The sequence below is a fragment of the Anabaena sp. FACHB-83 genome (assembly GCF_014697485.1).
Lineage (GTDB): Bacteria > Cyanobacteriota > Cyanobacteriia > Cyanobacteriales > Nostocaceae > Nostoc_B.
On record NZ_JACJRY010000005.1, the window covers coordinates 14,306 to 36,921 of the forward strand.

At 38.6% G+C, this 22,616-nt stretch carries 28 protein-coding genes, 1 pseudogene and 1 CRISPR repeat array; of the genes and pseudogenes, 12 read left to right on the forward strand and 17 right to left on the reverse strand.

The genetic code is table 11. The annotated features are described in order from the left end of the window. Positions 1–41: 41 nt before the first annotated feature. The 9 genes from cas1 (at position 42) to H6G79_RS07935 (ending at position 6,807) form a co-directional block, all read left to right on the forward strand. Positions 42–1,088, forward strand: coding sequence for a CRISPR-associated endonuclease Cas1 (gene cas1 / locus H6G79_RS07895; protein WP_190588576.1), 1,047 nt, complete (start codon positions 42–44; stop codon positions 1,086–1,088). Further along, positions 1,088–1,366 (forward strand): CRISPR-associated endonuclease Cas2, encoded by a 279-nt coding sequence (gene cas2 / locus H6G79_RS07900; RefSeq protein WP_190588575.1) that lies wholly within the window; start codon positions 1,088–1,090, stop codon positions 1,364–1,366. The genes cas1 and cas2 overlap by 1 nt, the downstream gene beginning before the upstream one ends. A 257-nt stretch (positions 1,367–1,623) precedes the next feature. Further along, positions 1,624–1,893: a hypothetical protein gene (locus H6G79_RS07905; protein ID WP_190588574.1), complete on the forward strand. Its 270-nt coding sequence runs from the start codon at positions 1,624–1,626 to the stop codon at positions 1,891–1,893. Positions 1,894–2,278: 385 nt separating this feature from the next. After that, entirely contained in the window at positions 2,279–2,584 is a 306-nt protein-coding gene (locus H6G79_RS07910; RefSeq protein ID WP_190588573.1) for a hypothetical protein, read from the forward strand. A 121-nt stretch (positions 2,585–2,705) separates the two neighbouring features. After that, positions 2,706–2,936 (forward strand): hypothetical protein, encoded by a 231-nt coding sequence (locus H6G79_RS07915; protein ID WP_190588572.1) that lies wholly within the window; start codon positions 2,706–2,708, stop codon positions 2,934–2,936. Positions 2,937–3,086: 150 nt separating this feature from the next. Beyond that, entirely contained in the window at positions 3,087–4,202 is a 1,116-nt protein-coding gene (cas6, locus tag H6G79_RS07920; protein WP_190588571.1) for a CRISPR-associated endoribonuclease Cas6, read from the forward strand. A 295-nt stretch (positions 4,203–4,497) separates the two neighbouring features. Then, positions 4,498–5,334: a CRISPR direct-repeat array (repeat unit 35 nt; unit sequence GTTTTCAATTAATTACCCCTCACGGGGATGGAAAC). A gap of 16 nt (positions 5,335–5,350) precedes the next feature. Beyond that, positions 5,351–5,542 carry an element excision factor XisH family protein gene (locus tag H6G79_RS07925; protein WP_242048246.1) on the forward strand — a complete coding sequence of 64 codons (192 nt, stop codon included), beginning with the start codon at positions 5,351–5,353 and terminating at the stop codon, positions 5,540–5,542. Beyond that, the gene (locus H6G79_RS07930) at positions 5,530–5,868 is read left to right on the forward strand and encodes a XisI protein (protein WP_015113645.1); all 339 of its coding nucleotides are present in this window, start codon (positions 5,530–5,532) and stop codon (positions 5,866–5,868) included. Before H6G79_RS07925 ends, H6G79_RS07930 begins: the two co-directional genes overlap by 13 nt. Positions 5,869–5,982: 114 nt before the next feature. Further along, complete coding sequence (locus H6G79_RS07935; RefSeq protein ID WP_190588570.1) at positions 5,983–6,807, forward strand: hypothetical protein; 825 nt, start codon at positions 5,983–5,985, stop codon at positions 6,805–6,807. Positions 6,808–6,818: 11 nt separating this feature from the next. Here the strand turns inward: H6G79_RS07935 and H6G79_RS07940 are convergent, their stop codons facing one another. From H6G79_RS07940 to cas10, 9 genes and pseudogenes are all read right to left on the reverse strand, one after another. Further along, positions 6,819–7,472 carry a hypothetical protein gene (locus H6G79_RS07940; RefSeq protein ID WP_190588569.1) on the reverse strand — a complete coding sequence of 218 codons (654 nt, stop codon included), beginning with the start codon at positions 7,470–7,472 and terminating at the stop codon, positions 6,819–6,821. Between the two features lie 23 nt (positions 7,473–7,495). Continuing rightward, positions 7,496–8,584, reverse strand: a complete 1,089-nt coding sequence (locus tag H6G79_RS07945; RefSeq protein WP_190588568.1) for an RAMP superfamily CRISPR-associated protein — start codon at positions 8,582–8,584, stop codon at positions 7,496–7,498. A 19-nt stretch (positions 8,585–8,603) separates the two neighbouring features. Next, positions 8,604–9,041 carry a hypothetical protein gene (locus H6G79_RS07950; protein ID WP_190588567.1) on the reverse strand — a complete coding sequence of 146 codons (438 nt, stop codon included), beginning with the start codon at positions 9,039–9,041 and terminating at the stop codon, positions 8,604–8,606. Then, positions 9,038–9,160 carry a hypothetical protein gene (locus H6G79_RS37270; protein WP_277877220.1) on the reverse strand — a complete coding sequence of 41 codons (123 nt, stop codon included), beginning with the start codon at positions 9,158–9,160 and terminating at the stop codon, positions 9,038–9,040. The genes H6G79_RS07950 and H6G79_RS37270 overlap by 4 nt, the downstream gene beginning before the upstream one ends. Before the next feature lie 95 nt (positions 9,161–9,255). Then, positions 9,256–9,447: pseudogene (locus H6G79_RS07960) on the reverse strand (RAMP superfamily CRISPR-associated protein); the annotation flags it as partial. Between the two features lie 5 nt (positions 9,448–9,452). Then, positions 9,453–9,926: a hypothetical protein gene (locus tag H6G79_RS07965; RefSeq protein WP_313933895.1), complete on the reverse strand. Its 474-nt coding sequence runs from the start codon at positions 9,924–9,926 to the stop codon at positions 9,453–9,455. 32 nt (positions 9,927–9,958) lie between these two features. After that, a complete protein-coding gene (csx10, locus tag H6G79_RS07970; RefSeq protein ID WP_190588565.1) occupies positions 9,959–11,236 on the reverse strand; it encodes a CRISPR-associated RAMP protein Csx10 in 1,278 nt (425 codons plus the stop codon). Further along, positions 11,233–11,946 (reverse strand): RAMP superfamily CRISPR-associated protein, encoded by a 714-nt coding sequence (locus tag H6G79_RS07975; protein WP_190588564.1) that lies wholly within the window; start codon positions 11,944–11,946, stop codon positions 11,233–11,235. The genes csx10 and H6G79_RS07975 overlap by 4 nt, the downstream gene beginning before the upstream one ends. After that, the gene (gene cas10, locus H6G79_RS07980; protein ID WP_190588563.1) at positions 11,946–14,255 is read right to left on the reverse strand and encodes a type III-B CRISPR-associated protein Cas10/Cmr2; all 2,310 of its coding nucleotides are present in this window, start codon (positions 14,253–14,255) and stop codon (positions 11,946–11,948) included. Before cas10 ends, H6G79_RS07975 begins: the two co-directional genes overlap by 1 nt. Positions 14,256–14,615: 360 nt before the next feature. Between cas10 and H6G79_RS07985 the strand changes: the two genes are divergently transcribed. Together H6G79_RS07985 and H6G79_RS37275 are read left to right on the forward strand one after the other, a co-directional pair. Further along, a complete protein-coding gene (locus H6G79_RS07985; protein WP_190588562.1) occupies positions 14,616–14,837 on the forward strand; it encodes a hypothetical protein in 222 nt (73 codons plus the stop codon). A gap of 326 nt (positions 14,838–15,163) precedes the next feature. Continuing rightward, positions 15,164–15,289, forward strand: a complete 126-nt coding sequence (locus tag H6G79_RS37275) for a hypothetical protein (protein ID WP_277877221.1) — start codon at positions 15,164–15,166, stop codon at positions 15,287–15,289. 345 nt (positions 15,290–15,634) lie between these two features. Here H6G79_RS37275 and psb34 read toward each other — a convergent pair whose 3' ends face one another. The 8 genes from psb34 to H6G79_RS08025 form a co-directional block, all read right to left on the reverse strand. After that, complete coding sequence (psb34, locus tag H6G79_RS07990) at positions 15,635–15,805, reverse strand: photosystem II assembly protein Psb34 (RefSeq protein WP_190588561.1); 171 nt, start codon at positions 15,803–15,805, stop codon at positions 15,635–15,637. 350 nt (positions 15,806–16,155) lie between these two features. Continuing rightward, a complete protein-coding gene (locus H6G79_RS07995; protein ID WP_190588560.1) occupies positions 16,156–16,497 on the reverse strand; it encodes a cupin domain-containing protein in 342 nt (113 codons plus the stop codon). Positions 16,498–16,512: 15 nt separating this feature from the next. After that, the gene (locus H6G79_RS08000; RefSeq protein ID WP_190588559.1) at positions 16,513–17,709 is read right to left on the reverse strand and encodes a zinc-dependent alcohol dehydrogenase; all 1,197 of its coding nucleotides are present in this window, start codon (positions 17,707–17,709) and stop codon (positions 16,513–16,515) included. A 144-nt stretch (positions 17,710–17,853) separates the two neighbouring features. Then, complete coding sequence (locus H6G79_RS08005; protein ID WP_190588558.1) at positions 17,854–18,228, reverse strand: hypothetical protein; 375 nt, start codon at positions 18,226–18,228, stop codon at positions 17,854–17,856. 57 nt (positions 18,229–18,285) lie between these two features. Further along, positions 18,286–19,455: a zinc-dependent alcohol dehydrogenase gene (locus tag H6G79_RS08010; protein ID WP_190588557.1), complete on the reverse strand. Its 1,170-nt coding sequence runs from the start codon at positions 19,453–19,455 to the stop codon at positions 18,286–18,288. A gap of 55 nt (positions 19,456–19,510) precedes the next feature. Then, on the reverse strand, positions 19,511–20,206 hold the full coding sequence (locus tag H6G79_RS08015; protein WP_190588556.1) for an SRPBCC family protein: 696 nt from the start codon (positions 20,204–20,206) through the stop codon (positions 19,511–19,513). Between the two features lie 75 nt (positions 20,207–20,281). Next, complete coding sequence (locus H6G79_RS08020; RefSeq protein WP_190588555.1) at positions 20,282–21,379, reverse strand: DJ-1/PfpI/YhbO family deglycase/protease; 1,098 nt, start codon at positions 21,377–21,379, stop codon at positions 20,282–20,284. A 149-nt stretch (positions 21,380–21,528) separates the two neighbouring features. Continuing rightward, positions 21,529–21,924 (reverse strand): DUF2267 domain-containing protein, encoded by a 396-nt coding sequence (locus H6G79_RS08025; RefSeq protein WP_190588554.1) that lies wholly within the window; start codon positions 21,922–21,924, stop codon positions 21,529–21,531. A gap of 307 nt (positions 21,925–22,231) precedes the next feature. Between H6G79_RS08025 and H6G79_RS08030 the strand changes: the two genes are divergently transcribed. Further along, complete coding sequence (locus H6G79_RS08030; RefSeq protein WP_190588553.1) at positions 22,232–22,615, forward strand: DUF6335 family protein; 384 nt, start codon at positions 22,232–22,234, stop codon at positions 22,613–22,615. The last annotated feature ends 1 nt before the right edge of the window (position 22,616 follow it).

Genomic DNA, 22,616 nt, shown 5'->3' on the forward strand with positions numbered 1-22,616 from the left:
AAAGTTTTTTACCTACAACTAAACCTAGTTGACTTCAATTTATGTCTACCATTTACATCACAGAACAAGACGTAACATTCCAAATTCAACACCAATATTTAAAGGTGTTGCATCAACAAAATCAACGCATCTGTATTCCAATTCGGAATATCAATCAGTTCATCATTTTTGGGAATATCAGTTTACCAAAAGAAGTAATTAAACTTGTTACTTCATATCAGATTCCCGTCTTATATCTAACCCAAACTGGTGAATATTTAGGCAGACTAGAAAACCCATCCCAAACACGAGCTAAATATTTCAGCTACCAGCGTAGACACGCAAGCAAGACTGAATTTAACCGCGCTATAGCAGAAAGTATTATCTGGGCAAAACTGCACAATCAGCATACTCTTTTGCAAAACTGGAATCGTCACTATGCTAATTACACAACCCAAAGAGCATTAAATTATCTAATGCTCTTGATGGATAATTTATCAGTAGCACCAGGAATCGAAGAACTACAGGAATACAGCGAAGAAGCTGATAATATTTATTACTGTGCTTTGACTTCTTTACTCAGCTTCTACAATAGTTCTCCATATATCAATAGAAAGCGTATTAGTGGACTCATCGATTTAGGCAACCAACTGCTACACCAATATATTTACACACTGCTAAATACAGTAGGACTCGACCCCAATTATGCAATTTTACACCACAAAGAGCATGATGAACTACCTTTAGCATGGGACTTTACCGCAGAATTTCGCGCACTGATGGTTGATGACTTGATGCTCAATTTTGTCCGAAATTTAGCTAATACTAATGGTAATGGTAATGGTAACGGGAAAAACCACTCTCACAAACTTCTGCAAAAGTTTCTCCAACATTGGGAAGGAAAACTACGCACTTTTGTGCTACATCCTTATGGTGGAGAAATAAGTTATCGCCAATGTCTTGATTTACAGGTGCGAGAATATCTTGCATCTCTACTGGGAGATGTAGAATTTTATCGTCCCTTGGCGTTGAAGTTTCATCCTGCAAATTCTGATTTCATCAACACTACTAAACCGCCAACTGTTCCTCTAAAGCTGGTGAAACAATAATGTTTTATTTAGTTTGTTACGACATTGTTAGTGATACACGTCGCAACAAAGTCGCAAAACTTTTAGAGTCTTATGGTTTGCGGGTGCAGAAGTCGGTTTTTGAGTGTGTGTTGGATGAAAATCAATATGAAACTTTATCCAAATACCTGTTTCGACTTGTGAATAAACGCGAAGACCAAGTGAGATTTTACCCTATGTCTGCACACAACCGTTGCAAAGTTGCAGTGTTGGGAACACAACCTGAGTTTGTAGTAGATGACGCGGCGTTTATAGTTTAGCTCACGCAACCGCAAACAAAGTATTAAGTAACCACGCAAAATTAATTACAGTCATTGCGAGCGAAGCGAAGCAATCCCAGCCCTTGCGATTGCTTCATTTCGCTTCGCTCCATTCGCAATGACTTTGTGTAATTAATTATGTTTAACTACTTACCCACATAAATTATCGCAAAATGAACGCTGAGAAAAAAGCACGCGCTCCACCTGTGCAAAAGTCTCTACGCTTCGGTCGAGTTTGCACATTTGGAAACTTTTGAATGCACATTCAAGCTGTTAAATTCCGTTTGATTTTCGCTGCAAAAGCCCAAAAACAACTTGATTCGTTATCTCTAAAAGACCGCAAACAATACGATAAAGCTTTTGAATGTTTCGCTAATAATGGCCCTGCATATCGCAGTTTAAGAACCCATCGCTATTACTGCAAAGATAGTGAAATTTGGAGTTCTTCTGCATCAATGGCGAAAAGATTTTACTGGCATTATACGGAGGAACAAAGCATCATTATCACACATTTAGATTCTCACTAATCATGTAATAAATTTGGAAGAACCCCTCTCCAAACCTCTCCCCGACGCGGGGAGAGGCTTAAGACCCTCATTTTTTGGTACTCAGTTATAGATTTTGAGCAGCTTTAGCTACAAGCAGGGTTGGGGTTAGGTTCTGTCCAAATCACGTTAAACAATCAGGACTTATGCAGGTGTCGTAATTGGTGGTTGGTGCGTGACGCTATAAGTCTCATGACTACGTTCAAATCTTCTTGCTGCGTCACACACCCTACAGGAAAAATTGCCAGTTGCATAAGTCTTAATAATGTTGGGGTTCACTTCGTTACACCCAACCTACCACTTTTTACGACTTCTAATCTTGGCTCTTTCTTTTGCCTTTTTACTTTTTACTTTTTACTTATTCACTATGTCTAATCTTCGTCGAATCACCGCACGCGAACAACGTCTGATTTTACTCTATAGCAATTGGGAATTGAGTATGACACCAGCACAATTTTATGCCAAATGGTCTGTAAGTTATGAACTAATTGCCTTAATATGTTCCCGTTCTGATTCAACAGTAAGAGGTTGGTTCAGAAGTAGCTCTAATCGACGCTATCCCACACATAATGATTTACTTCATTTGGCTTTGATGGATTTTTTTCTAGAACATTTTGAGGAGATTCCTGAACAGGTTTTGCATTGGTTATGCTTTAATCAGCATGACTCATAGTTTAAGTAATTTGTCAATAGCATCTTGCTCTGTCTTAACAAATACTCATTAGCTACTTTGATAATAGTCAATTTTAAAGCTGAATTTCTGGGTATTTTATAACATTTGCAAGGTGGTTATAATGACCTATCAAGAGCAACTGCATCCTTGGTGCATTATTCGGGTTTTATCTAATCAACAACTGTCAGATAATGCTGGCGATATTTCTAATGTTATTGCAAGATTTCGTCGCCGTGATGATGCAGTTGCTTATTTACAAGTGTTGCAACATTCAAGCAAAAATATCAAGTTTTTGATTATTTTTGATGTGCAAGGAGTGAGAAATTTACCCAAGAATAAAGCTTTAAGTTGATTGACTACCGAAACACCTGCGTTTTTATAGCGTGGCATAACAATATTATTATCCCTAGCGATCGCCTAAACCGTTTGCTAGGGATTTTTTATTATCCCCTTGTGGGGATGAAACAAGATAAAATACAAGGACTGTGATTCAAATAACACCGTGCCTCGACGTTCTCAAAAAAAGGCAGATACCTCTCCATATAAGCTGACATGGCCGCCAGACACAGAGTTAATCGGCTTAGAATTTGAGTTAGTCCCAGCAAAAGATTGTGACCTCTTCCCACAGTACACTATTGGACTCCACGCCTGGTTTTTGGAACAAGTACGTTCCCAAGACCCAGAACTTTCTGCTTACCTCCATGATGGTGAGTCAGAAAAACCTTTTACTATCTCAGCTTTAAATGGAGAGATGATTAGTAGTGGCAGACAAATACAATTATCTGCAAACACTTGCTATCGTTGGTATGTCACAGCTTTATCTCGTCGAGTGCAACAATGGATGGTGCAGTGGGTAAAAAATTTGCCAGAAGTACTTGAGTTAAGAAATGCACCTTTGCAAATTCATTCTGTTAGTATTGCTCATTCTCCCACAACTTATGCCCAACTTCTAGAATCTGAGCATAGTGACACTATTGCTTTAAAATTTCTCAGTCCGACAAGTTTTCGCCGCAAAGGTCATCATTTCCCCTTACCAGTACCAGTAAATGTATTTCATAGCTACCTGCGACGCTGGAATGATTTTTCGGGGATGTCTTTTGACCAGGATGCTTTTTTGGCTTGGGTAGAGGATTATGTATTGATTACCCGTTGTCAACTTACAACTGCAAAGGTACTTGCTGGAAAGAAAGGCGCAGTCACAGGATTTACTGGTGCGATAGAGTTAACTTTGGCAAAGGAAGCAGCCAAGCAGCCACAATTTGAGCAATTATTTTATGCTTTAGGCAAACTTGCACCTTACTGCGGTACTGGACACAAAACTACTTTTGGCTTGGGACAAACACGTTTTGGTTGGTCATCTCAAGTGGTTCAAGATATACCTGATGTGCAAACTGTCTTGGCGAAACGCATTGAAGATTTAACACAGATATTTAAAGCACGACGCAAACGAACAGGTGGAGAACGAGCAGATGAAATAGCCTCAAAATGGGCGACAATTTTAGCAAGGCGGGAAATGGGAGAGTCGTTGCAGGTAGTGGCAGAAGATTTAGAGATGCCTTATGAAACGGTGAAGACTTATGTCAAGTTGGCAAGACGCGCTTTAAAAACTGAGGAGTAGTTTGGTATACTCTTTGCCAAGAAAGCAGAACCTTGAAAACTTAATATTGCGTTTCCTGGTGAAAGTTAAAGTCTTGATTTTTACTTTTCACACGCAAATTTTTCGCGGGGGTAAGGCAATGCTTGAAACCCTGATTCTTTCGTTGACCCCCGCGAATCACTTACTCAGTAAGGCTTTGAGGTGTCTGTGATGGTGTCTAATTGTCAATAAAGTATGCTTATTGACAGTAAAATCAGACCCCCCGCGAAAATGGCACTTTCAAACCCAGTTGTAGCAAGTGTTCCAAAAGGGTAGTGTTTTCAATTAATTACCCCTCACGGGGATGGAAACCCATTACATTGAACAAATTAATTTGATCTGCAGAAAGTGTTTTCAATTAATTACCCCTCACGGGGATGGAAACTCTAAAGAATAGCAAGGATCTAAAGGCCTTTGGTATTGTTTTCAATTAATTACCCCTCACGGGGATGGAAACCATATTGTGCCGTATTTTCAAAGAATGCCCCAAGATGTTTTCAATTAATTACCCCTCACGGGGATGGAAACAGGGATATTCCCCCACCTATAAGTCTTCCGCTCTGAAAGTTTTCAATTAATTACCCCTCACGGGGATGGAAACTTTGTAAAACTTCCCTGCGAATATCTTCCAAAGGTGTTTTCAATTAATTACCCCTCACGGGGATGGAAACTTTGATCGGAAAGACAGTAACCAATTGATCGTCTACAATGGTTTTCAATTAATTACCCCTCACGGGGATGGAAACTCCGCCTTGGGTGACGTACAATTGTCTGATTATTAATTCAGTTTTCAATTAATTACCCCTCACGGGGATGGAAACTGATCGCGTGGTCACTCGCGTTTGCTGATAACAAAGGTTTTCAATTAATTACCCCTCACGGGGATGGAAACAGTGAATTAGGTGGGCGGTGGGTTTTAATATACCCTTTTGTTTTCAATTAATTACCCCTCACGGGGATGGAAACCCTATCAATCTTCCGCTTTGGAATGCTGAAAAGGCTTGGTGTTTTCAATTAATTACCCCTCACGGGGATGGAAACATCCACGATAATGCCGTAAGCACTGATCATAGCAACTGGTTTTCAATTAATTACCCCTGACGGGGATGAAAATATCATCAATTACTGGATTGGGTAATAATGCGAATCAAATTGCACTGGAAGAAAACGAACCAGAACGTCAGTTATATTTAGCAGTTCCAGTTGATGCTTATGAAACCTTTTTTCAGACTAAACTTGCTAAAATTGCCGTGCGGCGACATCAACTAAAACTAATAATATACGATCCAATTATGGAAGTGATTGTGAGATGGACAAACTAGAGCAATACCGCCAATCTATCCAAGAAATATTAGCAAAACACAGTAAGTATAAACCTCAACGTGAAGAGATTGAAAACGAATTAATATTTGATACAATGCACGACCACTATCAATTGATGCGTATAGGTTGGAATGGTTTAAGTCGTGTGTATCACACTGTTATTCATTTTGATATTAAAAATGATAAAATCTGGATTCAGCAGAATATGACAGATGTGGATTTAGCACAAGAACTATTAGAGATGGGAGTACAAAAAGAAGATATTGTTTTAGGTTTGCAGCCACCATATAAACGTCCGTACACAGGATACGGAGTAGTTGTTTAATGTAGTTCCAATGTTGTTAAGGGAGTGCGATCGCTTAAGTTAAAGTTGGAATACAATAATGTGTGCGATCGCGCATGATTAAATGAAGAAATAATCGCTATACACAAACTACCTATGGATTGGCTACCTACAATTGATTTATCCCACCTTTGGGATTTGGTTATTGCCCAAACTCCAACACCAACAGCCACACCTTCACCAGTATTAACCCCTGCGAAAAACCTCAATGATATTGAACTACTTAAAAGCCAGTTAGAATTTCTCAAGGCTACCAATGGTCAACTAGGTGAAAGCTTTAACAGATTTGTTGCAGCAATGCAATTTACCTTAGTCGTATTTGGCTTTTTAGGTACTTTTTTAGCCTTTGCTATAGGTAAAAATTTAGATGATGCGAAAAAATTAGCCAGTCAATTAATTAACAGAGAAGTAGAAAATAAAATTACAGATTTAGTCCAGGCTGAGGTTGAGAGTGTCAAGCGTTCTTTACAGCGCGAAAGAGTAATCGGTTCAACAGTTGTTGATTATTATTTACCCAGCGATGATACAACAGAACCCGATGATTGTAAGCTATTGCGAACTAGAGGTTTTGCTAAAGTTAGGTTTTGGAATCAAAAGCGGAAGCCCAAAAAACCACTAGGAGATATTTTAGTTTTAGATTTGATTAATTCTAAACTACTTGAAGGACAAGATTTTGTTGGATTATCAAAAGACGATGCGAAAAACAAACGAGAAGAAAAAGTAAGAAATCAGATTGACTTAGCATTAAACTGGTTAGACAAAACAACCGTTTTAGTAATTTATATCGATGGATTTTCTGAAGAGGTGAAAAATTTAGCAACACGAGTTGATTACTATTACGTTGCGGCAAATACTTCTGTAACTTTAATCGGAATCGTTGCTGATTCCGCTTATGTAGCAGATGGACAACATAATCTATAGGGTTTCACTATTTACTTAGGTTTAATATATTTAATTTTTTTGGGAACTCCATCTTCTATCTCAGTTATTTCAACTATGACTGTTTGCCCAATTTTTAATGATGTATAGTGTTTTGGTTCTTTGACAGTTTTAGAAAAAATATTTAATAACTGATAGGTCACTTTATTGCCGCTAATTTTTGTTATATTGGCTTCTATCTCGTCACCTATTTGCAGGTTTTGAGATTTAGCAACTGTTTGAATTTCCATTTGTCGATTTGATACTGATAGCTTCTCAAAATCTTCTAGAGGAGTAACTTTGTAGTAATTAAATAAGCGAAAAGTCCAGCCCAAAATTTCCAATATATCTTTAGGATTTACTTCTGTATTTTTAAGATAATCAGTGCAAGTCTTATGAATACTGCGACAATAATCAGGAGTTCTATCAGTTTGTTTAACACTTTTACTACTATCAGCCAGTGTTTTTAAATACTTAAAAAAATTTTCACTATTAGCTGATGGGTTCTGGCTAATATTTGCACGTAGGTAGGCAATTACTTTACCTAATTGCGAACGAATACCATCTTTACTTGCCTCAATGCGTTGTTGTTCTTGAACAAGCATTTTAGCAATATTATGGGCAGTACTCCACATCTGATCTTCTGATAAAGATTGTTTACTTTCCACTGTTATTTGTCCTTAAATTACTACTATGAGTTTTTTGTTAACCCTAGTAAGGCTTTAATTTCTTGTAACTGCTTTAGTTGTACTAATGGTTGATTAGCAGATTTAATTACAGGTTTATTAAGTTGATTTTTGGCTGGAGTTGTTTGAGGTTGAGGTTTAGCAGATTTAATAGCATCTAAAATGAATGCTTGTAATTTATTGCATTCTAAATCTGAGGAGTTTGAATCATAAGATAAGTAACGATTAATGTTTAATTGCTCGATTTTAACTACATCTATCTTCATAGTTCCCATTCCCACAGCTTTACCGCTACCAATTTTTAATCCTAGTCGGTTTTCTGGGTCTTGTCCTAAAGCAATTAATAATGTTCCTAGTTGTGATTTTGTTAAGTTGGCATAATTTACATAAGTTGTAAACTTTTTACCTGTTTCTGCTTGTTGAATGCGAATTGTTGGTTTTACTTCTTCTTGGTAAGAATGTGGATAAAATTTGCGCCCACGAATTTTATTATTTTTATCATAATAAATTTTTTCACCAGTTTCTAAATCAACAGCTTCAGGTTTCGGTGAAAACAAAGGAGTAATCAGTCCTGTTTGGAAGCCTGGTTTATCGTTATCAGGGTCATATTTCGCATCATGAAAATGTACTAGCCCTAGCCAACTCATTGCACCAAATGTTACGCAAGCTGGACAAAGTTGTGAGATGTCTTTACACTCGCTGTAGCCATCAGGAACTTTTGCATTAGTTTTACATAAACAACTTCTGGTGATGGCTTCATATATTGAGCGTACAACTCCTTTAAGAGAACTACCAGGAATTATAAGTCGGTGATTGTTTTGCACAGAAGATTGAATTAAACTAATTGTGGCAACATATTTAGCTGAGGTAGTATCTAGAGTTTGTTGTGCTAAATCGCTACCCATCACAGTGATACCTGAATTTACAGTTAAAGGTGAAACCACTGTTAAATCTAAAAATAACTTCCCACTAAAACGCTGAGTGTTGAGTTGATATTTATCATGTCCAAATTTATCCTTTCCATCTTTTGCTTGAATATTGACTCTATCAGGTTTTTGTTGTGGTAAAGATACAAAGTCATAGTTTCTTGGCATATATTTAAAAATTATAATTTTAGGTTTTGATAGTTAAAGCAACAAAATGTATGCTTGAGGTTTGAGCGTCTTGAAAGTATCGCTGACCTAAAGAAAATTTGTCAGGATAGATGAATTCTTGGGGGAATTTAGTCTCATCTCTATCATGGAAATAAGCATTGCGATCGCTAGTTATCCAATCTTTACCAATAGGATTAAATTTTGATTCTGTTTGAGGCTGATTTCGACTGAGCAATAACACTTGATAACCGTTATTACTCTGCTTCCAGCGTAGCTCTAATTCTGTGTTAAACATTTGTCCTTCTGGACTAGAAAAATCTGCTGGTAAATCAGCTAAAATACCACTAACTTTATATGCCCAACGCAGAAAATAATAACTAGGCTGCTGATAATAATCTTGCAGTAATTTTTGTAATCCTGCTGGAGATGAGACTTGTTTATATCCCACAAAACTCATGCACCAACTCCTTTTGGTAATATCTCACGCCATTGACGAACAGCACGCTCAAATAAATCTGGAACACCTCTGTCATCTTCTCCTGTCCAAGTTAATTGCACCCCAAAACCATAAGACATTTCTTCGGCAGTGATTATAGTATCTTGTTTATCATTAATAGGAAATTTATAAGGGTTTTCGTCTTTCCCTTGTAAAAATTCTCCTGCTCCTAATAAAAACTTTCAAGACGCGATCGCAATGCGCCTTTAAAGCTAGAACCGGGAATGAACGGTCGTTCTAACGCGTCTTTAATTACGGGTAAATCAGCCCCAATTGGCTCAGTAGAGCGACCAGCACTAATCCGTAATGCAGTAACACTAGAGAGTTTTCCTGTTATTTCTAAACGATTCTTAAAAGTATCAAACATAATAGCTAATTACCATTTTTATTACTTGCGTCTGCTGTGTCTCGATTTCCTTCTGCATTTCGAGGGTCAACAACAGATGAATTTGGATTTTTTTTCACTTCATTGAGATATTTTAAATAACGCGAACCGTAACCAATATAACGACGGATAAGTTGTATCCAGATATATTTCAAATCTGCACCTGGATTATCTGCAACAATTTGTTTAGCTCTTATTTGTAAAGAGATATCGATATCTTGAATTATTCTAGCTGCAAGCGAATTTCTACCTCTTCCCCATTTTTCATCCCTACCAACTTGATAACAAATAAAATTTTTAATTACCTCTGGACTATCAGTTGTATCCGCAACCCTCAGTAAATTATTAAATTGTGATTCTTCTAGTTTTTTATCGCCCGTTTTAATATATTCACAATTATCCAAAGCTGTTTCAATTGCAATCACTAAATCATCTTCAGCTTGATAAATTGCTTTTTGCACCTTCAACGCCACCTGTGGATCTGATATCTGAGTCATTTTGCATTCTCCCGAAAAACTTGATGAAACTCGTTGCAAACTTCTACTTGTCCAAAACCTTCACAGGTGCGATCGCCTATTCCTTGACTTTCCAAATCCTCTAACGCTGCATACCATTTTTCTGGTTCTGTTGTACTAAACAAATACACAGAACCTTTTGTAGTGACAAGTTCCACATCTTTCATCAACCCCCAAGCAGAGTTCCAGCCAGAACGATATTCATAGCTGCTGTAAGCAACGTGCATTTCTAGAGATGAATCAACTTTGGTAAAGTTCTTCAACATCTCGGTAGAAACTACCGTTGTGCGTTGCCAGTTTTCGGTAAGAATGGCATCAGATTGTAAATCAAGAGTAAAATAAACTCGACCTGTTAATAAATCGTCTTGAGGTTGACCAAAAATAGCCCAAAGATTCCATCTATTTTTTAAGGCTTCGTTAAACTCATCAATTCGAGATTTAATGCTTTTCGCTGGTGATTGTCCTTTGCTAACTTCAATTTTGACTTTGCCTAAACCTCTAGAAGCCGAACCACCAATGCGAAAGTTCAAGGGATTTCTTTCGATAAATCTTTGCAATTCTTCAGCTAAAGATTCATTGGAAACTACAACAAAACTCCGAAAAACAAATTTATCCCATTCATCTGTCTTAGTATTTTTCAAGAAAGACTCATTCAAAACTTGTACGCTGTAAAGGATTTCTTCTTCCGCAGTGGCGCGACGGCGATTAATTCCCACTCGTGTTAAAAAGCGGCTACTTGCATCGTGGCTGTAATATTTATTGTCTATTTTGCTATAAAAACTATTGTAAGTTTCAACCTGGGGGTTTGTGCCTTCTGCGATCGCTTTTGGGTCGCTGGGGTCGTAAGGTTGATTATAGGCTGTGGCACAAAAAGCATCGATGAGAGTATCAAAAACTCCATGTCCGCCACGACTGGAAGTAAAGCCAGGATTAGTTTTGGAACTAACAGCAGTTGCAGGTAAAACCTTGATAGACTGATTTACAACTATCGATTTATCGTCTATTTTCGCAACTGCGGGGTAAGCATTGCCAAAAATTGCGGGATTTTCCCCTAAAAATAGACTTTGAAAATTGCCGCCATCCTCTGCTAAATTTGCCGACTGCTGACCAGATAGTTGTAAAATTTGGTAGGCGATCGCACCCCGCAACACCGAACCAGAAATATAGTTTTCCACTTCGCTCACAGAACCACCGGGTTTTTGTCGTCCTGGTGCGAGGGGAGATAAAGCTGTGATAGTTAGTTCCAGTCGTGTCATGATTCCGCCTTTGGTAATAAACTTAACCAAACTGCATCATCGTTAGAAATCTGCGGTAACTCTTCCCAATGCAACCATCCTAACCCCGCAGATTTGCTACCACCCAAGGCATGAATATGATGTAAGGCTGCAAGTATCAAGGGTTTGGCATAATTTGGGTGATTTGGTAACAGATGAATTTCTCCTGCAAAACTTAATTGAGTATTGACTGGAGAAGTTTCTAACAAATACAATTTTTTCTCCTCTGCGGTGCGTCTTCTGCGGTTAATTGTCACGCCAGGACGCAAAACTTCTGGTAAATCTTTCGCCGCAAAAGAGCAAATTAAGTCATCAAAAATCACCCGTGAGGGTAAAATTGGATCGCCAAATATCTGAGAAATAAAACAGTGATATCCTCGATAGCCTTCAATTGTATAATCGTTTTTAAACCGAGTTTCTACCTCTTTTTCAGTCGGACAAAGTGATGTAGCTGAAGGTGCAGAAAATATTTGCCATCCTAAACTACGTGCCAGCTTTTCGCATTCATGACGCAATCTTCCTTTAAGCTGCGAACCGGGTATGATAAGTTGTCCTTGTGCATTACGAACTATAGGTTTATCAGCCAATGAACCAGAGGAACCACCTGCACCCACACATAATGCAGTATCAATTACAGCTTTAAGTTGGATAGTATCAGTTTCAACAGCAGAAAGGCAATCTAAATAAATCATTAACTTACCTCTAGTGTAGTTGCTTGTTCGGTAAGAGGTTCTGTTTCTTCAGCAATAAAGGGATACAAATCTACTAATTCCCGCCAAATAGTTTCGTATGTCATTTTCGCTTCTTTTGCATCTTGTGAATTACTTTCTTGTAAAGACATCCAAGGTGATAAATTTCCATGATTAGATGAATCTTTTGGTTGACACCAAGCTAATTCAAAGTTGTCTTTCAATTCTTGTTTAGCTACTTCATTAGTTAGTCGAATCCGAAAATAACGATAGTTAAGGATAGCTGTACGCTTACCTCGTTCCAGTAAACTGCGGATTTGGTATAGTTGAGAACGAGGAAATTCAGCTTTTTTAAATGCTTTAACCGTTTCTAATAACCCTCCCAATTCATATAAAGTATAGGGAGAGGCATATAGCTTTAATTTGGATTCTCCATCTTTATTTTTAATTAATCCTTCTTCTCGAAACTCCTTAATATTTGAGGAAATCATCGTTACAGCTTTCATAACTAAAAAATCTACTGTCCCACCATAATATTTATGTTTTTTCTTCAAATCTTTCGCATATTTTTTAGCCGATTTGAGTAATTGACTTACTAATTTGTCTGCATAATAAATTGGCGTATCCTGTGCTGTAATCAATACACCAGTTGACATACTCAACAAACATTTAGAAGGTGGTATACTACCTGTGTTATAGCGATGAGCTAATAAATTAGGTGCTGTTTGCTCTAATGAATATCGTCCAGTTCTCCCTAAATATTCTTCAAATTCATCACCGATAGTTTTAGCGATTTCTAAAGCTTTATCAGCAGGAACAACTAGTAATACATCATCACCACCAATAGTAATAATTTCAAAAGGATGAATCCAAACAGGTTCTTTATTAGTTCTACTAGATTTAGCATCAGGTGTATATTGATAAGGATGCAAATATTCCGCTAATGCTTTGTAAACAGATTTTTCTGTAGCCTTAAAAATATCTTCGCTAAAAAGCCGATAATCTTGTGGAGTTTTAATTTTCTGCCGGATATAACCACCCATATTATTACCATCAGCATATATATAAGCCACAAATCCTGATGGTTTACTGGCTGATGCAATTTCTCGAAGAGAACGTGCTTGTTCTACTTCTTCATGGACATTACCATAATATCGACTGGCTAATTGTTGGTTCTCATCTTTATCAAGAAAGTCCTCAAACTTCTTCACCCATTTTGAGATCCAAATATCAAAAGGTTGCCATTCCAAGTTGGCGTTATTATACCAACCGTGAGAACTGTCCACTTTAGCAATCTCTCCTACCAAGCGTTTTCGCGCTAGAGGTTCCGACAAAAAGCTACTATTTGGTAACTCTACTTTCATAATTGCAGAACGGCGATCGCTTTCATCTCTCTGCACATAAGGATGAGTTTCAAATATCGGTGGATAGCAGCGACTTGGACGTTCTTTGTCTGTTGGTTCTTTTTTGGGTAGTTTATTACCGTTGCGTCTTTGTGTGAACTGGTTTGCTAATTTTCCCACCAGTTCATTAAAATTCTTACGATTTTGGAACCTTTCAAAAGGATCGTTAACTTCTGCTTGATCAAAATAAGCCCGAATTATCAGATTGTCTTGATTCTTCTCGTACTTATCAAACCAGAAAGTATCTTCAATTTTTTCTTGCAACAAACCAAACCGAAATTCTAATAGCTTAAAAGTATCACCAACTGCACAGGAATTAGCTGTTAAAGTTTCATAAGTATAGCGTTTTTCAATAGCATTCGCTAAATCATTAACAAATTCTGCTGGACAAAATACCAGAATGCTACCACCTGTAGAATAAATAATTAGCTCAGGAATTAAAGCTTTTCTTAAATTAGGAAAATTAGTATCTAACCACTGTTCAATAGATAGCGATCGTTGTCCCTCACTAAAAAATGCAGGTAAATCAACCAAATTTATTCTGTCCAGAAGTGCTGAAGCACCACGAATATCAGGTAATTTCGCAGCTTCAAAAACATACTGTTTAATCTTAGTCGCACCACCATAAACCAAGCCGATGCGTCTCTTGTCTTCCCAAAGTTTTAAGTAATCCTCTTTTTCTTTTAACTCATTAAGTGTTTGAGGAGTAGAGTCTTCAAAAGTATTGTAAAGGCGCTGTGCCTGTTGAATAAAAGTTTTTGTACTTTCTGGCACATCTTGCCCCTTTTGCAATGCCTGTCGCATTTGATGCAGGCTACTGAGTTCATCCTGACTAAGATTGTTCTTTTTGTCCCAAGCGAGACACCAGGCTAGTGCAGTAATTATCCTTATGCGAGAATCGTCATTCATGTCGTTAAATCAGCCGTTCAGAGATTATTAACTATCTGTCGGGACTTTTTTGTGAGCCGACACATTTTTTTAGTGAGTAATATTTTTATCTTTTAAGTATCTACACTAACTTATACTGAGTTTCCAGTCAAAATAAAAATATTTTATGTTTTACCTCTAATAAGCGACTAATATTTTTATCTGATGAAATTCAATTAACTTACAGGCACAAATGTTAATTTATATATTTTATTGATATTTTTTATTGCTAGATAAAGCAGATATTATTAAATTTATACTGATAAAATCTTTATGCTTTAATTTACTAATTAGCTTGATGAGACTCAAGTACCAAATATACTTTTTAGTAGAATAAAGAGTATGAATGGGCAAACAATTTATCAAAACCTAAGTAATCTTGATTTGTTAATTGGTATTTTAACAATCTTTTCTTCAATAGCTGTTGGTGCATTTACCACTTACAAATTTCTCGATACTATTTTTAAACGAAAAAGAATATTATTTAAAATTTTGGAGAGAAAAATTAAAATATTCGATCCACCCAATAAATGTAATAGGGATATGAATGCTGAATTTGCATAAATTCAAAAGAATCCTTTATTCAAAAAAGTAGAATCTATATTAATTCCTAATACTAATGTTATGCAAATCAGTAATATAAATCATGGAAGTCTTATAATTTTAGGAGTTGGAAATGATTTTAATTACTTTGAAGCCGTATTTAATGAAGCGAAAAGACAGAGAAGTCCCATTATTATCTATACTTATGGTGATAGTCAGGTATTACAAAAAAATCACTGGGACTTACTAAACACATATCGGTGGTATTCTGTATCCACTAGTCCTCTTCGCATAATTTCTGACATTTTTGCTATTCTTTCTACTTTTATTTATGAAGATAAGTAACAATGATGCTCTGGCGAGGTATTGGCCGAATTAGTTCTCTGGAAAAGCAATGCTTGCTGAGTTTTGGTAAGGGCGATCGCAATTCTTTTACCCTTACACGTTATTTTGCATACACCCCAAAATTTTGATTTGCTAAACTTCTAGCATGTAATTGCTTACTCTTTTGGAAAAAAGAACACTGGCAAAATGGTTCTAGCACTTGGGTGAGTATTGGCGCTTGTGAACAAGCTGGGGAAAGTTGTTATACCAATTTGAAAAATGATTGCGACAAATGGGTTACTGAAAAGCTCACCAGTAAGCAATTTCCCAATCCAAAATCCAAAATCTAAAATCCAAAATGGTATTAATACTCAATTGCTGAAGCTTGTGTTTTGTGATTATACGAATAATAAAAAACCTCGGCGAAACTAACCGAGGTTCAAGGAGAAGGTCTGAATGTCGATGGGAGATACCGATACCGAAGTCTAAAACTCTTAGCTAACTGCAAAAGCAAATAATACTAAACCTGTTACAAACAAACTTGCAACGGCAGCTTGGATAACGTAACGACGCTGTTCCCAAATTGCTGGGTATTCAGCGTAGTAAATCTGGGGTTCGGTTGCATAGTTATTTAAAACGCCATCTTCATTAACGGTGGTATACATAATTTTTTTCCTTGCTTGTTAACTTATGTAAACAAATTTAACAAGTTTGTTACAAAACGTCAACTAGACTTGACAAAAAAAAATTTATTATTTTCATTACGCTAACTTATCAGCTGCTGGCGGAAGGGTAATACCATTTTGGATTTTTGATTGAGAAAGGGTTTACAGGTAAACTTTTGGACTGGACTTCCTCCATACACCCTCAATACGGTTCGGATAAGAAACTTACTTGTGTAGGCAAGCAAGGGTGCAGGGGTGAAAGGGGTGAAAGGGGGAAGGAAGGTACGCTCTCCCCTGCACCCGAAGCCCCTCCGCCCCCCTGCTCACCTCAACAGGTGAACTATGAACATTTAATTTTCATCACGTCCATGAACTTGGGCGGGTGGACTGGTGGCTTCTACGGCGGTGAATGATTCGAGGATTTTGTAAGTGTGGTGTGAACCTTTGGGAATAACCCAAGAACTACCAGGTTCTAGCAAAATCATTTGTCCTTCGATGTGCAGTTCTGCACGACCATGAATTACATAACCAACAGTTTCATATTCCCGTGCTGTTGGTGGTTTATCTTCTCCTGGTTGTTCATTTTCCCAAAGGCGCATCGAAACTGTTTTACCAGAAGCTAGATATTTTTGACCGAGTTTACCTTTGGGTGAATGGCTAGAATCTATTTTGTTAACGCTGGTGTCAGTCATATTTAATTAATCACTTTATGGTTTGAGAACAACTTTGATACAGTTATCTTTTTTCTCTTTAAAAATTTGGTAGCCGTGGGGTGCTTGGTCTAAAGGTAGAGTGTGAGTGATTACGAATGAAGGGTCGAGGTCGCCGTTTTCAATGTGATTGAGTAAGGGTTTTAAGTATCTGTGGACATGGGTTTGTCCCATTTTGAAAGTCAAACCTTTGTTCATTGCTGAACCCATTGGAATTTTGTCGAGGAAGCCACCGTAAACTCCGGCAATTGAGACATGACCGCCTTTTCCCGCAGATAGAATTACTTGACGTAATGCTGTTGGACGGTCTGTTTCTAGACGAACTGCTTGTTTTACTTTGTCGTAGAAAGCCATCGCATCTGTACCATGTGCTTCCATACCCACAGCATCAATACAAGCATCAGGGCCACGACCGCCTGTCAATTCTTTGAGTGCTTCCCCAATGTCTACCTCTTCATAGTTGAGGACTTCAGCTTTGCCTTGTTCTTTGGCCATTTGCAGGCGTTCGGGAATGCGGTCTATGGCAATAACGCGCTCTGCACCAAGGAGAAAAGCACTTTTAATGGCAAATTGTCCGACTGGGCCACAACCCCAAATAGCCACGACATCGCCGGGTTTAATGTTGCAGTTTTCTGCTGCCATGTAACCAGTCGGGAAAATGTCAGTTAAAAATAGAACTTGCTCATCTGTGAGGTGGTCGGGAATTTTGAATAAGCCAACATCTGCAAAGGGTACTCGGACATATTCTGCTTGTCCGCCAGCGTAACCGCCAAATAAGTGCGAATAACCAAATAAGCCTGCTGGTGAGTGACCCATTTGCAGTTCTACCAGCCAAGCATTTGGGTTGGAGTTATCACATAAAGACCATAAATCGCGCTGGCAAAAAAAACAGTTACCGCAGGAAATGGTAAAGGGAACAACGACGCGATCTCCAAGGAGAAGCCGCTTCGCGTCTACGCCTATTTTGACATTCTTTACTTCACTACCTAATTCTACAACTTCCCCCATGAACTCATGCCCCAGGATATCGCCTTTTTGCATGGTGGGAATATAGCCATCATAAATATGCAAATCTGAACCACAAATTGCTGTGGATGTAATTTTAATAATGGCATCACGCGGGTTAAGAATTTTGGGATCAGGAACCGTTTCTACCCGCACATCGTTTGCTCCGTGCCAGCAAACTGCTTTCATAATTTTTAGTCCTTTGTCATTTGGAATTAGTCATTCATATAAAATGGTGTGTTAGGCGCTTTGATTATCTTTTTCGTGACAGCTAATTCCGAAAAAATGCGCCGACCTAACACACCCTACATGGCTATCTTTTTACTGTTTGCTTTAGGTTCTATCTCTGAGTTGTTTGCTAGGAGGATTTTGGTAATAGCCTTCTCGGCTTGCTCTAGATTGATGACTATCTGCTCCACTTACTTTGTCTTTCGCATCTTTGAGAAACTCTTTTGTAGCTCTGGGAGTGTCCTCATCTAAGTTTAGTTTCTCGCGGATATTCTCAGCAGCATCTTTCAGTTTAGACTGAGCATTTCTAACTTGGTTGTCGTTTTGACCTTCGGGTACGCCTTTGTAATAAGTTCCTTCGGGAGTTGTCACATCAGCTTGTGCTACGTTGACAAAGCTAAAGGCTTGTCCCAGTAAGAACATAAATCCTACTAAGAAAACAACCATAATTTTGCGTAAGCTAGAAATCACTTGCTTCATAAATAACCTCATTTGCTTTATTTATTTGTGTGTACAACTGAACGGCTATCAGCCAATTCATGGTTTGAGGACAACTTTGACACAGTTATCTTTTTTCTGTTGAAAAATGTGATAACCGTGAGCCGCTTCTGCTAGTGGGAGTTGATGAGTTACCACAAAAGAAGGGTCGAGTTTACCGTCCAAGATTTGCTGGAGTAACAAGTGCATATATTTCTGTCCGTGCATTTGTCCCATTCTGAAGGTTAGACCTTTGTTAAAAGCTGCACCCAAGGGTATTTTGTCAACGAAACCACCATAAACACCCATAATTGCCAGAGTGCCGCCTTTACGACAGGCTACCATCATTTCTCGTAATACGTGGGGGCGATCGCTTTCTAATCTGAGTTTTTGTTTTGTCTGGTCGTAGAAGTCTTCTAAACCAACACCATGCGCTTCCAAACCGACTGCATCAATGCAAGCATCAGGGCCGCGTCCGCCAGTCATTTCTTTTAATGCTTCACCTGCATTAACTTCTTCGTAGTTAATTACTTCGGCTTTGGCATATTTTTTCGCCATTTCTAAGCGTTCGGGGAAGCGGTCTATAGCAATTACTTTTTCTGCACCCATCATATAGGCGCTAATCATGGCGAATAGTCCAACTGCACCACTTCCCCAAACGGCTACCGTATCCCCTGGCTGAATATCACAGAGTTCTGCACCCATGTAGCCAGTCGGGATAGCGTCGGAGATGAACAATAGTTTTTCATCAGGTATATCTGACGGAACTTTGACAACACCCACATCAGCAAAAGGTACGCGGATATATTCGGCTTGTGCGCCTGCATAGCCACCTAAGAGGTGAGAGTAACCATAAATTGCTGAAGTGACATTGCCAAATAATTTTTCTTCTAACCAACTGTTAGGGTTGGAATTATCGCACAGCGACCACATATCACGCTGGCAATAAGCACAGTTACCACAGCCAATGGTTGAGGGAACAACAACGCGATCGCCTATTTTTAAGTTATCAACTCCCGTACCAACTTCGACGACTTCCCCCATAAATTCGTGACCGATAATGTCACCTTTTTGGACTGTTGGGATATAGCCGCCATATATATGTAAATCCGAACCACAGATAGCTGTGGAAGTAATTTTAATAATCGCATCGCGGGGATTAAGAATCGTCGGGTCTGGTACCGATTCCACCCGAACTTCATTAGCACCTTGCCAACAGACTGCTTTCATAAAAGTATGAAGTGTGAAGTATGAAATGTGAATTAGAAAGTGTGAGTTTTATCCTTCATCTTTTGCCTGTTGGCTGTCCTTCGGTGGTGGCGATTTCTCCGGCTTCCATGAGCATTTTAAAGCGGCGTAGGTCATCACCGATTTGTTGTTCTGGTTCTTCACCGAAAAGTTTGGCAAGAGCCGCACTTATTCCACCGCCGGGGATGTTGTATTCTAAAACAATTTTGACTTCTGTACCGCGATCGCCTGGAGCTTTTTTAAATCTGACAAAGCCGGAGTTATCAATATCTGCGCCTTCGACAGAAGCCCAAGAGATAAACTCGTTTTCTCTATCTTCGAGAATCTCTGCATCCCATTCGACATTGTTAGCTAAAGGCGCTTTTGCAATCCAATGCGAACGTTTTGCGTCGTATACCTTCACCGATTGCAGATGCTTCATAAAGGTGGGTAACTGCTCAAAGTTGTGCCAATAACGGTAAAGTTCATCGGCTGGTTTATTAATAGTTACCGTCTTTTCAACTTTGATGGGTTTATTAATTCCCAGGGCTTCTTGTGCTTGCTGTATTGTGCTTTGCTTAGTTAACCCTTGGTAAACTAAACCACCACCAGCCAGTGCAGTTAATACACCTTTTAAAGAGCGTTGACTTAAACCTGTGAGTACCATAGCCCCACCGCCAATGAGAGAAGCCCAGCGTTCCATCTCATTAGCTTCTGGGGTAGTTTTAGTTGTGCGATCGCCTGTTGAAGTCACTTTAATATCTCCTTAAAATCATTGCAGAGGCGTAAATATCTTTCTCTGCGATATCTGCGCCTGGAGCGGTTCGTTTTACATAGAAACAGCTGCACCAGTTGTCGGCTTAGGAGATTGCACTCCCGCACTTAGTCGCGCCCGATATAGCTCTACCAAACATTGTTCGTCTTTTAACAAATCGCCGTAAATCTTTTTGAAAATATCAGTTGCTATGGGGTCAGTAAACATTGCAGATAAATTACCAATGTCCCCAATACCTGTTTGTAAATCACCCAAAGCACAACGGATTTGATAGATATCATCACTACCAGATAAAGCCGCTTTTACCTTGGCATATTGATTAGCGATATTGGCAGCTATCGAAGGCTTTTCACCTAATTTATTCAGGTAGGTTTCTAATATTTCAATGTGACGCTGTTTATGCGCCATTAACTCTTGAAACAGTGCCTTAGCTTGAGTATCAGACTCTTTTTCGTAATACTTTTCTAGAGCTTCTAGAGAATAACGTTCACCACTTAAAGCCGTATTTAAACCTTTAGCAATTTCGCCTTTAGTTGAACCACCCCAAGCATCAGCAATTTTCCACCATTCGGCGTTAATATCTGTTTCATCGGGAAGAGCCACATCTTTACCACCGTAACCAAGACGGCTGAGAATAGCTGTGGTAAAAATTGCCAAGTCTCCAGGTTCGCGGGAAGTAATTAAATTACCATCCACTACCAGGGATTCATCTTGATAGTTTGCACCCGCATTGAGCATATCGCGGCGGATAGCCACAAAACCAGTAGCGCGTTTTTCTCTGAGCAAATCGCCTTCAATTAATAATTGTGGCCCGTGACAAACTGCGGCGACGAGCTTTCCTTGTTGTATGGCTTCTTGGACAAAGCGCACTGTATTGGGGTTGCGGCGCATTTTATCAGGAGCCATCCCACCAGGAATTATTACTGCATCGAATTCTGAGGCGATCGCTTCTGTAGTTGTACCATCTGCTTGAACAGAAACTCTACCGCGTTTACCTTTATATTTTTCGTTCATCCGCGCACCGAGGACAACTACATCTATTCCTGCTTGTTTCAGCCCGTGACAAGGAACTATAAATTCTGCATCTTCGACATCATTTTCAATTAGAATTGCAACTTTTTTCTTCCCAGAATGATTGTTTTGATATGACATGGAATTACCTATTTTGCTTAATTGTTAATTGGGTGAAAGTTGATCAATTACCAGCCAATAGAGGCTAGAGTCTAGAGATTAGAGGAAAGTAATTTATTGAGATGAAAAATGTTATAAAAATCACGAATCATATAATCTCAGGAAAACTTTCATACTTCACTAGTAGATGGTGCAGGAAATAGTTCTTCGTAATCGTGACTAAAATGGGCGTGAAACCGAGAAAAAATTTCAGGCTTGATGGCATTTTGCAACACAGCGAAAACTGCTCGGACATGAATTGCAGTAGTAGTAGGTTCTATATGTTCTTTTTGGCTAACACGTTGAATAAACTCTTGGAGATGAAAACTTTGAATACTGGCTTGTGTTTGTGCTTGTAAATAATCACTTAGTTCCTGTGGAAGTTGTGCAGCTAAATCTTGAATGTCACTTTCTGCAATACGTTCTTTAATAGTTTCTAGAGTTGCACGAGTAGCAAGTTCCGCCTCCTCACGAGAATTAGATTGAGAGAGACTTTGGACATGGGTAATAAACTCGTGATATTCCACTTTTAACCTCCACTAAAATTACCTCAATACTTATTTGAGTATGAGAAATTTTTACCAAAAAAAAGTTATGAGTTTAGAAGAAATTAAGGGGCTTGTTGTGTGGGTTGAGTACTTCTAACTCATAACTAACAGATTCAACTACAAGTAGCTTAACCTTGAATTTACTCTTATAAGATTAGGCTGTAAAAATTACATTAACTTCGTTCTAAGGGGATAGATTTTTTTACTACTAAAGTCATACATCGAAAGTCAGACCAATTTTATTAATAAAAACGTTATGGTAAGGATGCAGAAAAGGCAGATATATATGACAGAAAAAAATCAGCATCCTGAAGTTAATTCAGAAGATTTACCACAAGAAATTACTGAATCTTACGGCACTGGAGTCAAAGAATTACCAGGTTACAATATTGGTGAGCGATCGCTTGATCAAACTACCCCAGAGTATCCCGATAGCCCCGAAGTCACCACTCAAGACGGTTATACTTACTGGCAAGATACCGTAGGCGATGAAGCTGTTGGTGGTACTGTCGCCGTTCCTGAACAAGATGTTACCGAAGAAATCGCAGCAGCCGTCGGTTTAGAAATGGATGATCGCGCCTTCCTCCGTACCAACGAAATTCTCGAACAACGCGATGATCGTCGCTGGGAACTAGACCCAAAATCCTCCGAAGATTATCAAGAACGATGAG

Coding starts and splice junctions, on each gene's coding strand:
- H6G79_RS07950 (WP_190588567.1), bottom strand. CDS start 9,041: ATGAGTTTTGTGGGATATAAACAAGTCTCATCTCCAGCAGGATTACAA.
- cas1 (WP_190588576.1), top strand. CDS start 42: ATGTCTACCATTTACATCACAGAACAAGACGTAACATTCCAAATTCAA.
- H6G79_RS07945 (WP_190588568.1), bottom strand. CDS start 8,584: ATGCCAAGAAACTATGACTTTGTATCTTTACCACAACAAAAACCTGAT.
- psb34 (WP_190588561.1), bottom strand. CDS start 15,805: ATGTATACCACCGTTAATGAAGATGGCGTTTTAAATAACTATGCAACC.
- H6G79_RS37275 (WP_277877221.1), top strand. CDS start 15,164: ATGATGCTCTGGCGAGGTATTGGCCGAATTAGTTCTCTGGAAAAGCAA.
- H6G79_RS08030 (WP_190588553.1), top strand. CDS start 22,232: ATGACAGAAAAAAATCAGCATCCTGAAGTTAATTCAGAAGATTTACCA.
- csx10 (WP_190588565.1), bottom strand. CDS start 11,236: ATGACACGACTGGAACTAACTATCACAGCTTTATCTCCCCTCGCACCA.
- H6G79_RS07935 (WP_190588570.1), top strand. CDS start 5,983: ATGGATTGGCTACCTACAATTGATTTATCCCACCTTTGGGATTTGGTT.
- H6G79_RS07985 (WP_190588562.1), top strand. CDS start 14,616: ATGAATGGGCAAACAATTTATCAAAACCTAAGTAATCTTGATTTGTTA.
- cas2 (WP_190588575.1), top strand. CDS start 1,088: ATGTTTTATTTAGTTTGTTACGACATTGTTAGTGATACACGTCGCAAC.
- H6G79_RS07930 (WP_015113645.1), top strand. CDS start 5,530: ATGGACAAACTAGAGCAATACCGCCAATCTATCCAAGAAATATTAGCA.
- H6G79_RS08020 (WP_190588555.1), bottom strand. CDS start 21,379: ATGTCATATCAAAACAATCATTCTGGGAAGAAAAAAGTTGCAATTCTA.
- H6G79_RS07975 (WP_190588564.1), bottom strand. CDS start 11,946: ATGATTTATTTAGATTGCCTTTCTGCTGTTGAAACTGATACTATCCAA.
- H6G79_RS08010 (WP_190588557.1), bottom strand. CDS start 19,455: ATGAAAGCAGTCTGTTGGCAAGGTGCTAATGAAGTTCGGGTGGAATCG.
- H6G79_RS07905 (WP_190588574.1), top strand. CDS start 1,624: ATGCACATTCAAGCTGTTAAATTCCGTTTGATTTTCGCTGCAAAAGCC.
- cas10 (WP_190588563.1), bottom strand. CDS start 14,255: ATGAATGACGATTCTCGCATAAGGATAATTACTGCACTAGCCTGGTGT.
- H6G79_RS37270 (WP_277877220.1), bottom strand. CDS start 9,160: ATGTCTTATGGTTTTGGGGTGCAATTAACTTGGACAGGAGAAGATGAC.
- H6G79_RS07915 (WP_190588572.1), top strand. CDS start 2,706: ATGACCTATCAAGAGCAACTGCATCCTTGGTGCATTATTCGGGTTTTA.
- H6G79_RS08000 (WP_190588559.1), bottom strand. CDS start 17,709: ATGAAAGCAGTTTGCTGGCACGGAGCAAACGATGTGCGGGTAGAAACG.
- H6G79_RS07910 (WP_190588573.1), top strand. CDS start 2,279: ATGTCTAATCTTCGTCGAATCACCGCACGCGAACAACGTCTGATTTTA.
- H6G79_RS07995 (WP_190588560.1), bottom strand. CDS start 16,497: ATGACTGACACCAGCGTTAACAAAATAGATTCTAGCCATTCACCCAAA.
- H6G79_RS08005 (WP_190588558.1), bottom strand. CDS start 18,228: ATGAAGCAAGTGATTTCTAGCTTACGCAAAATTATGGTTGTTTTCTTA.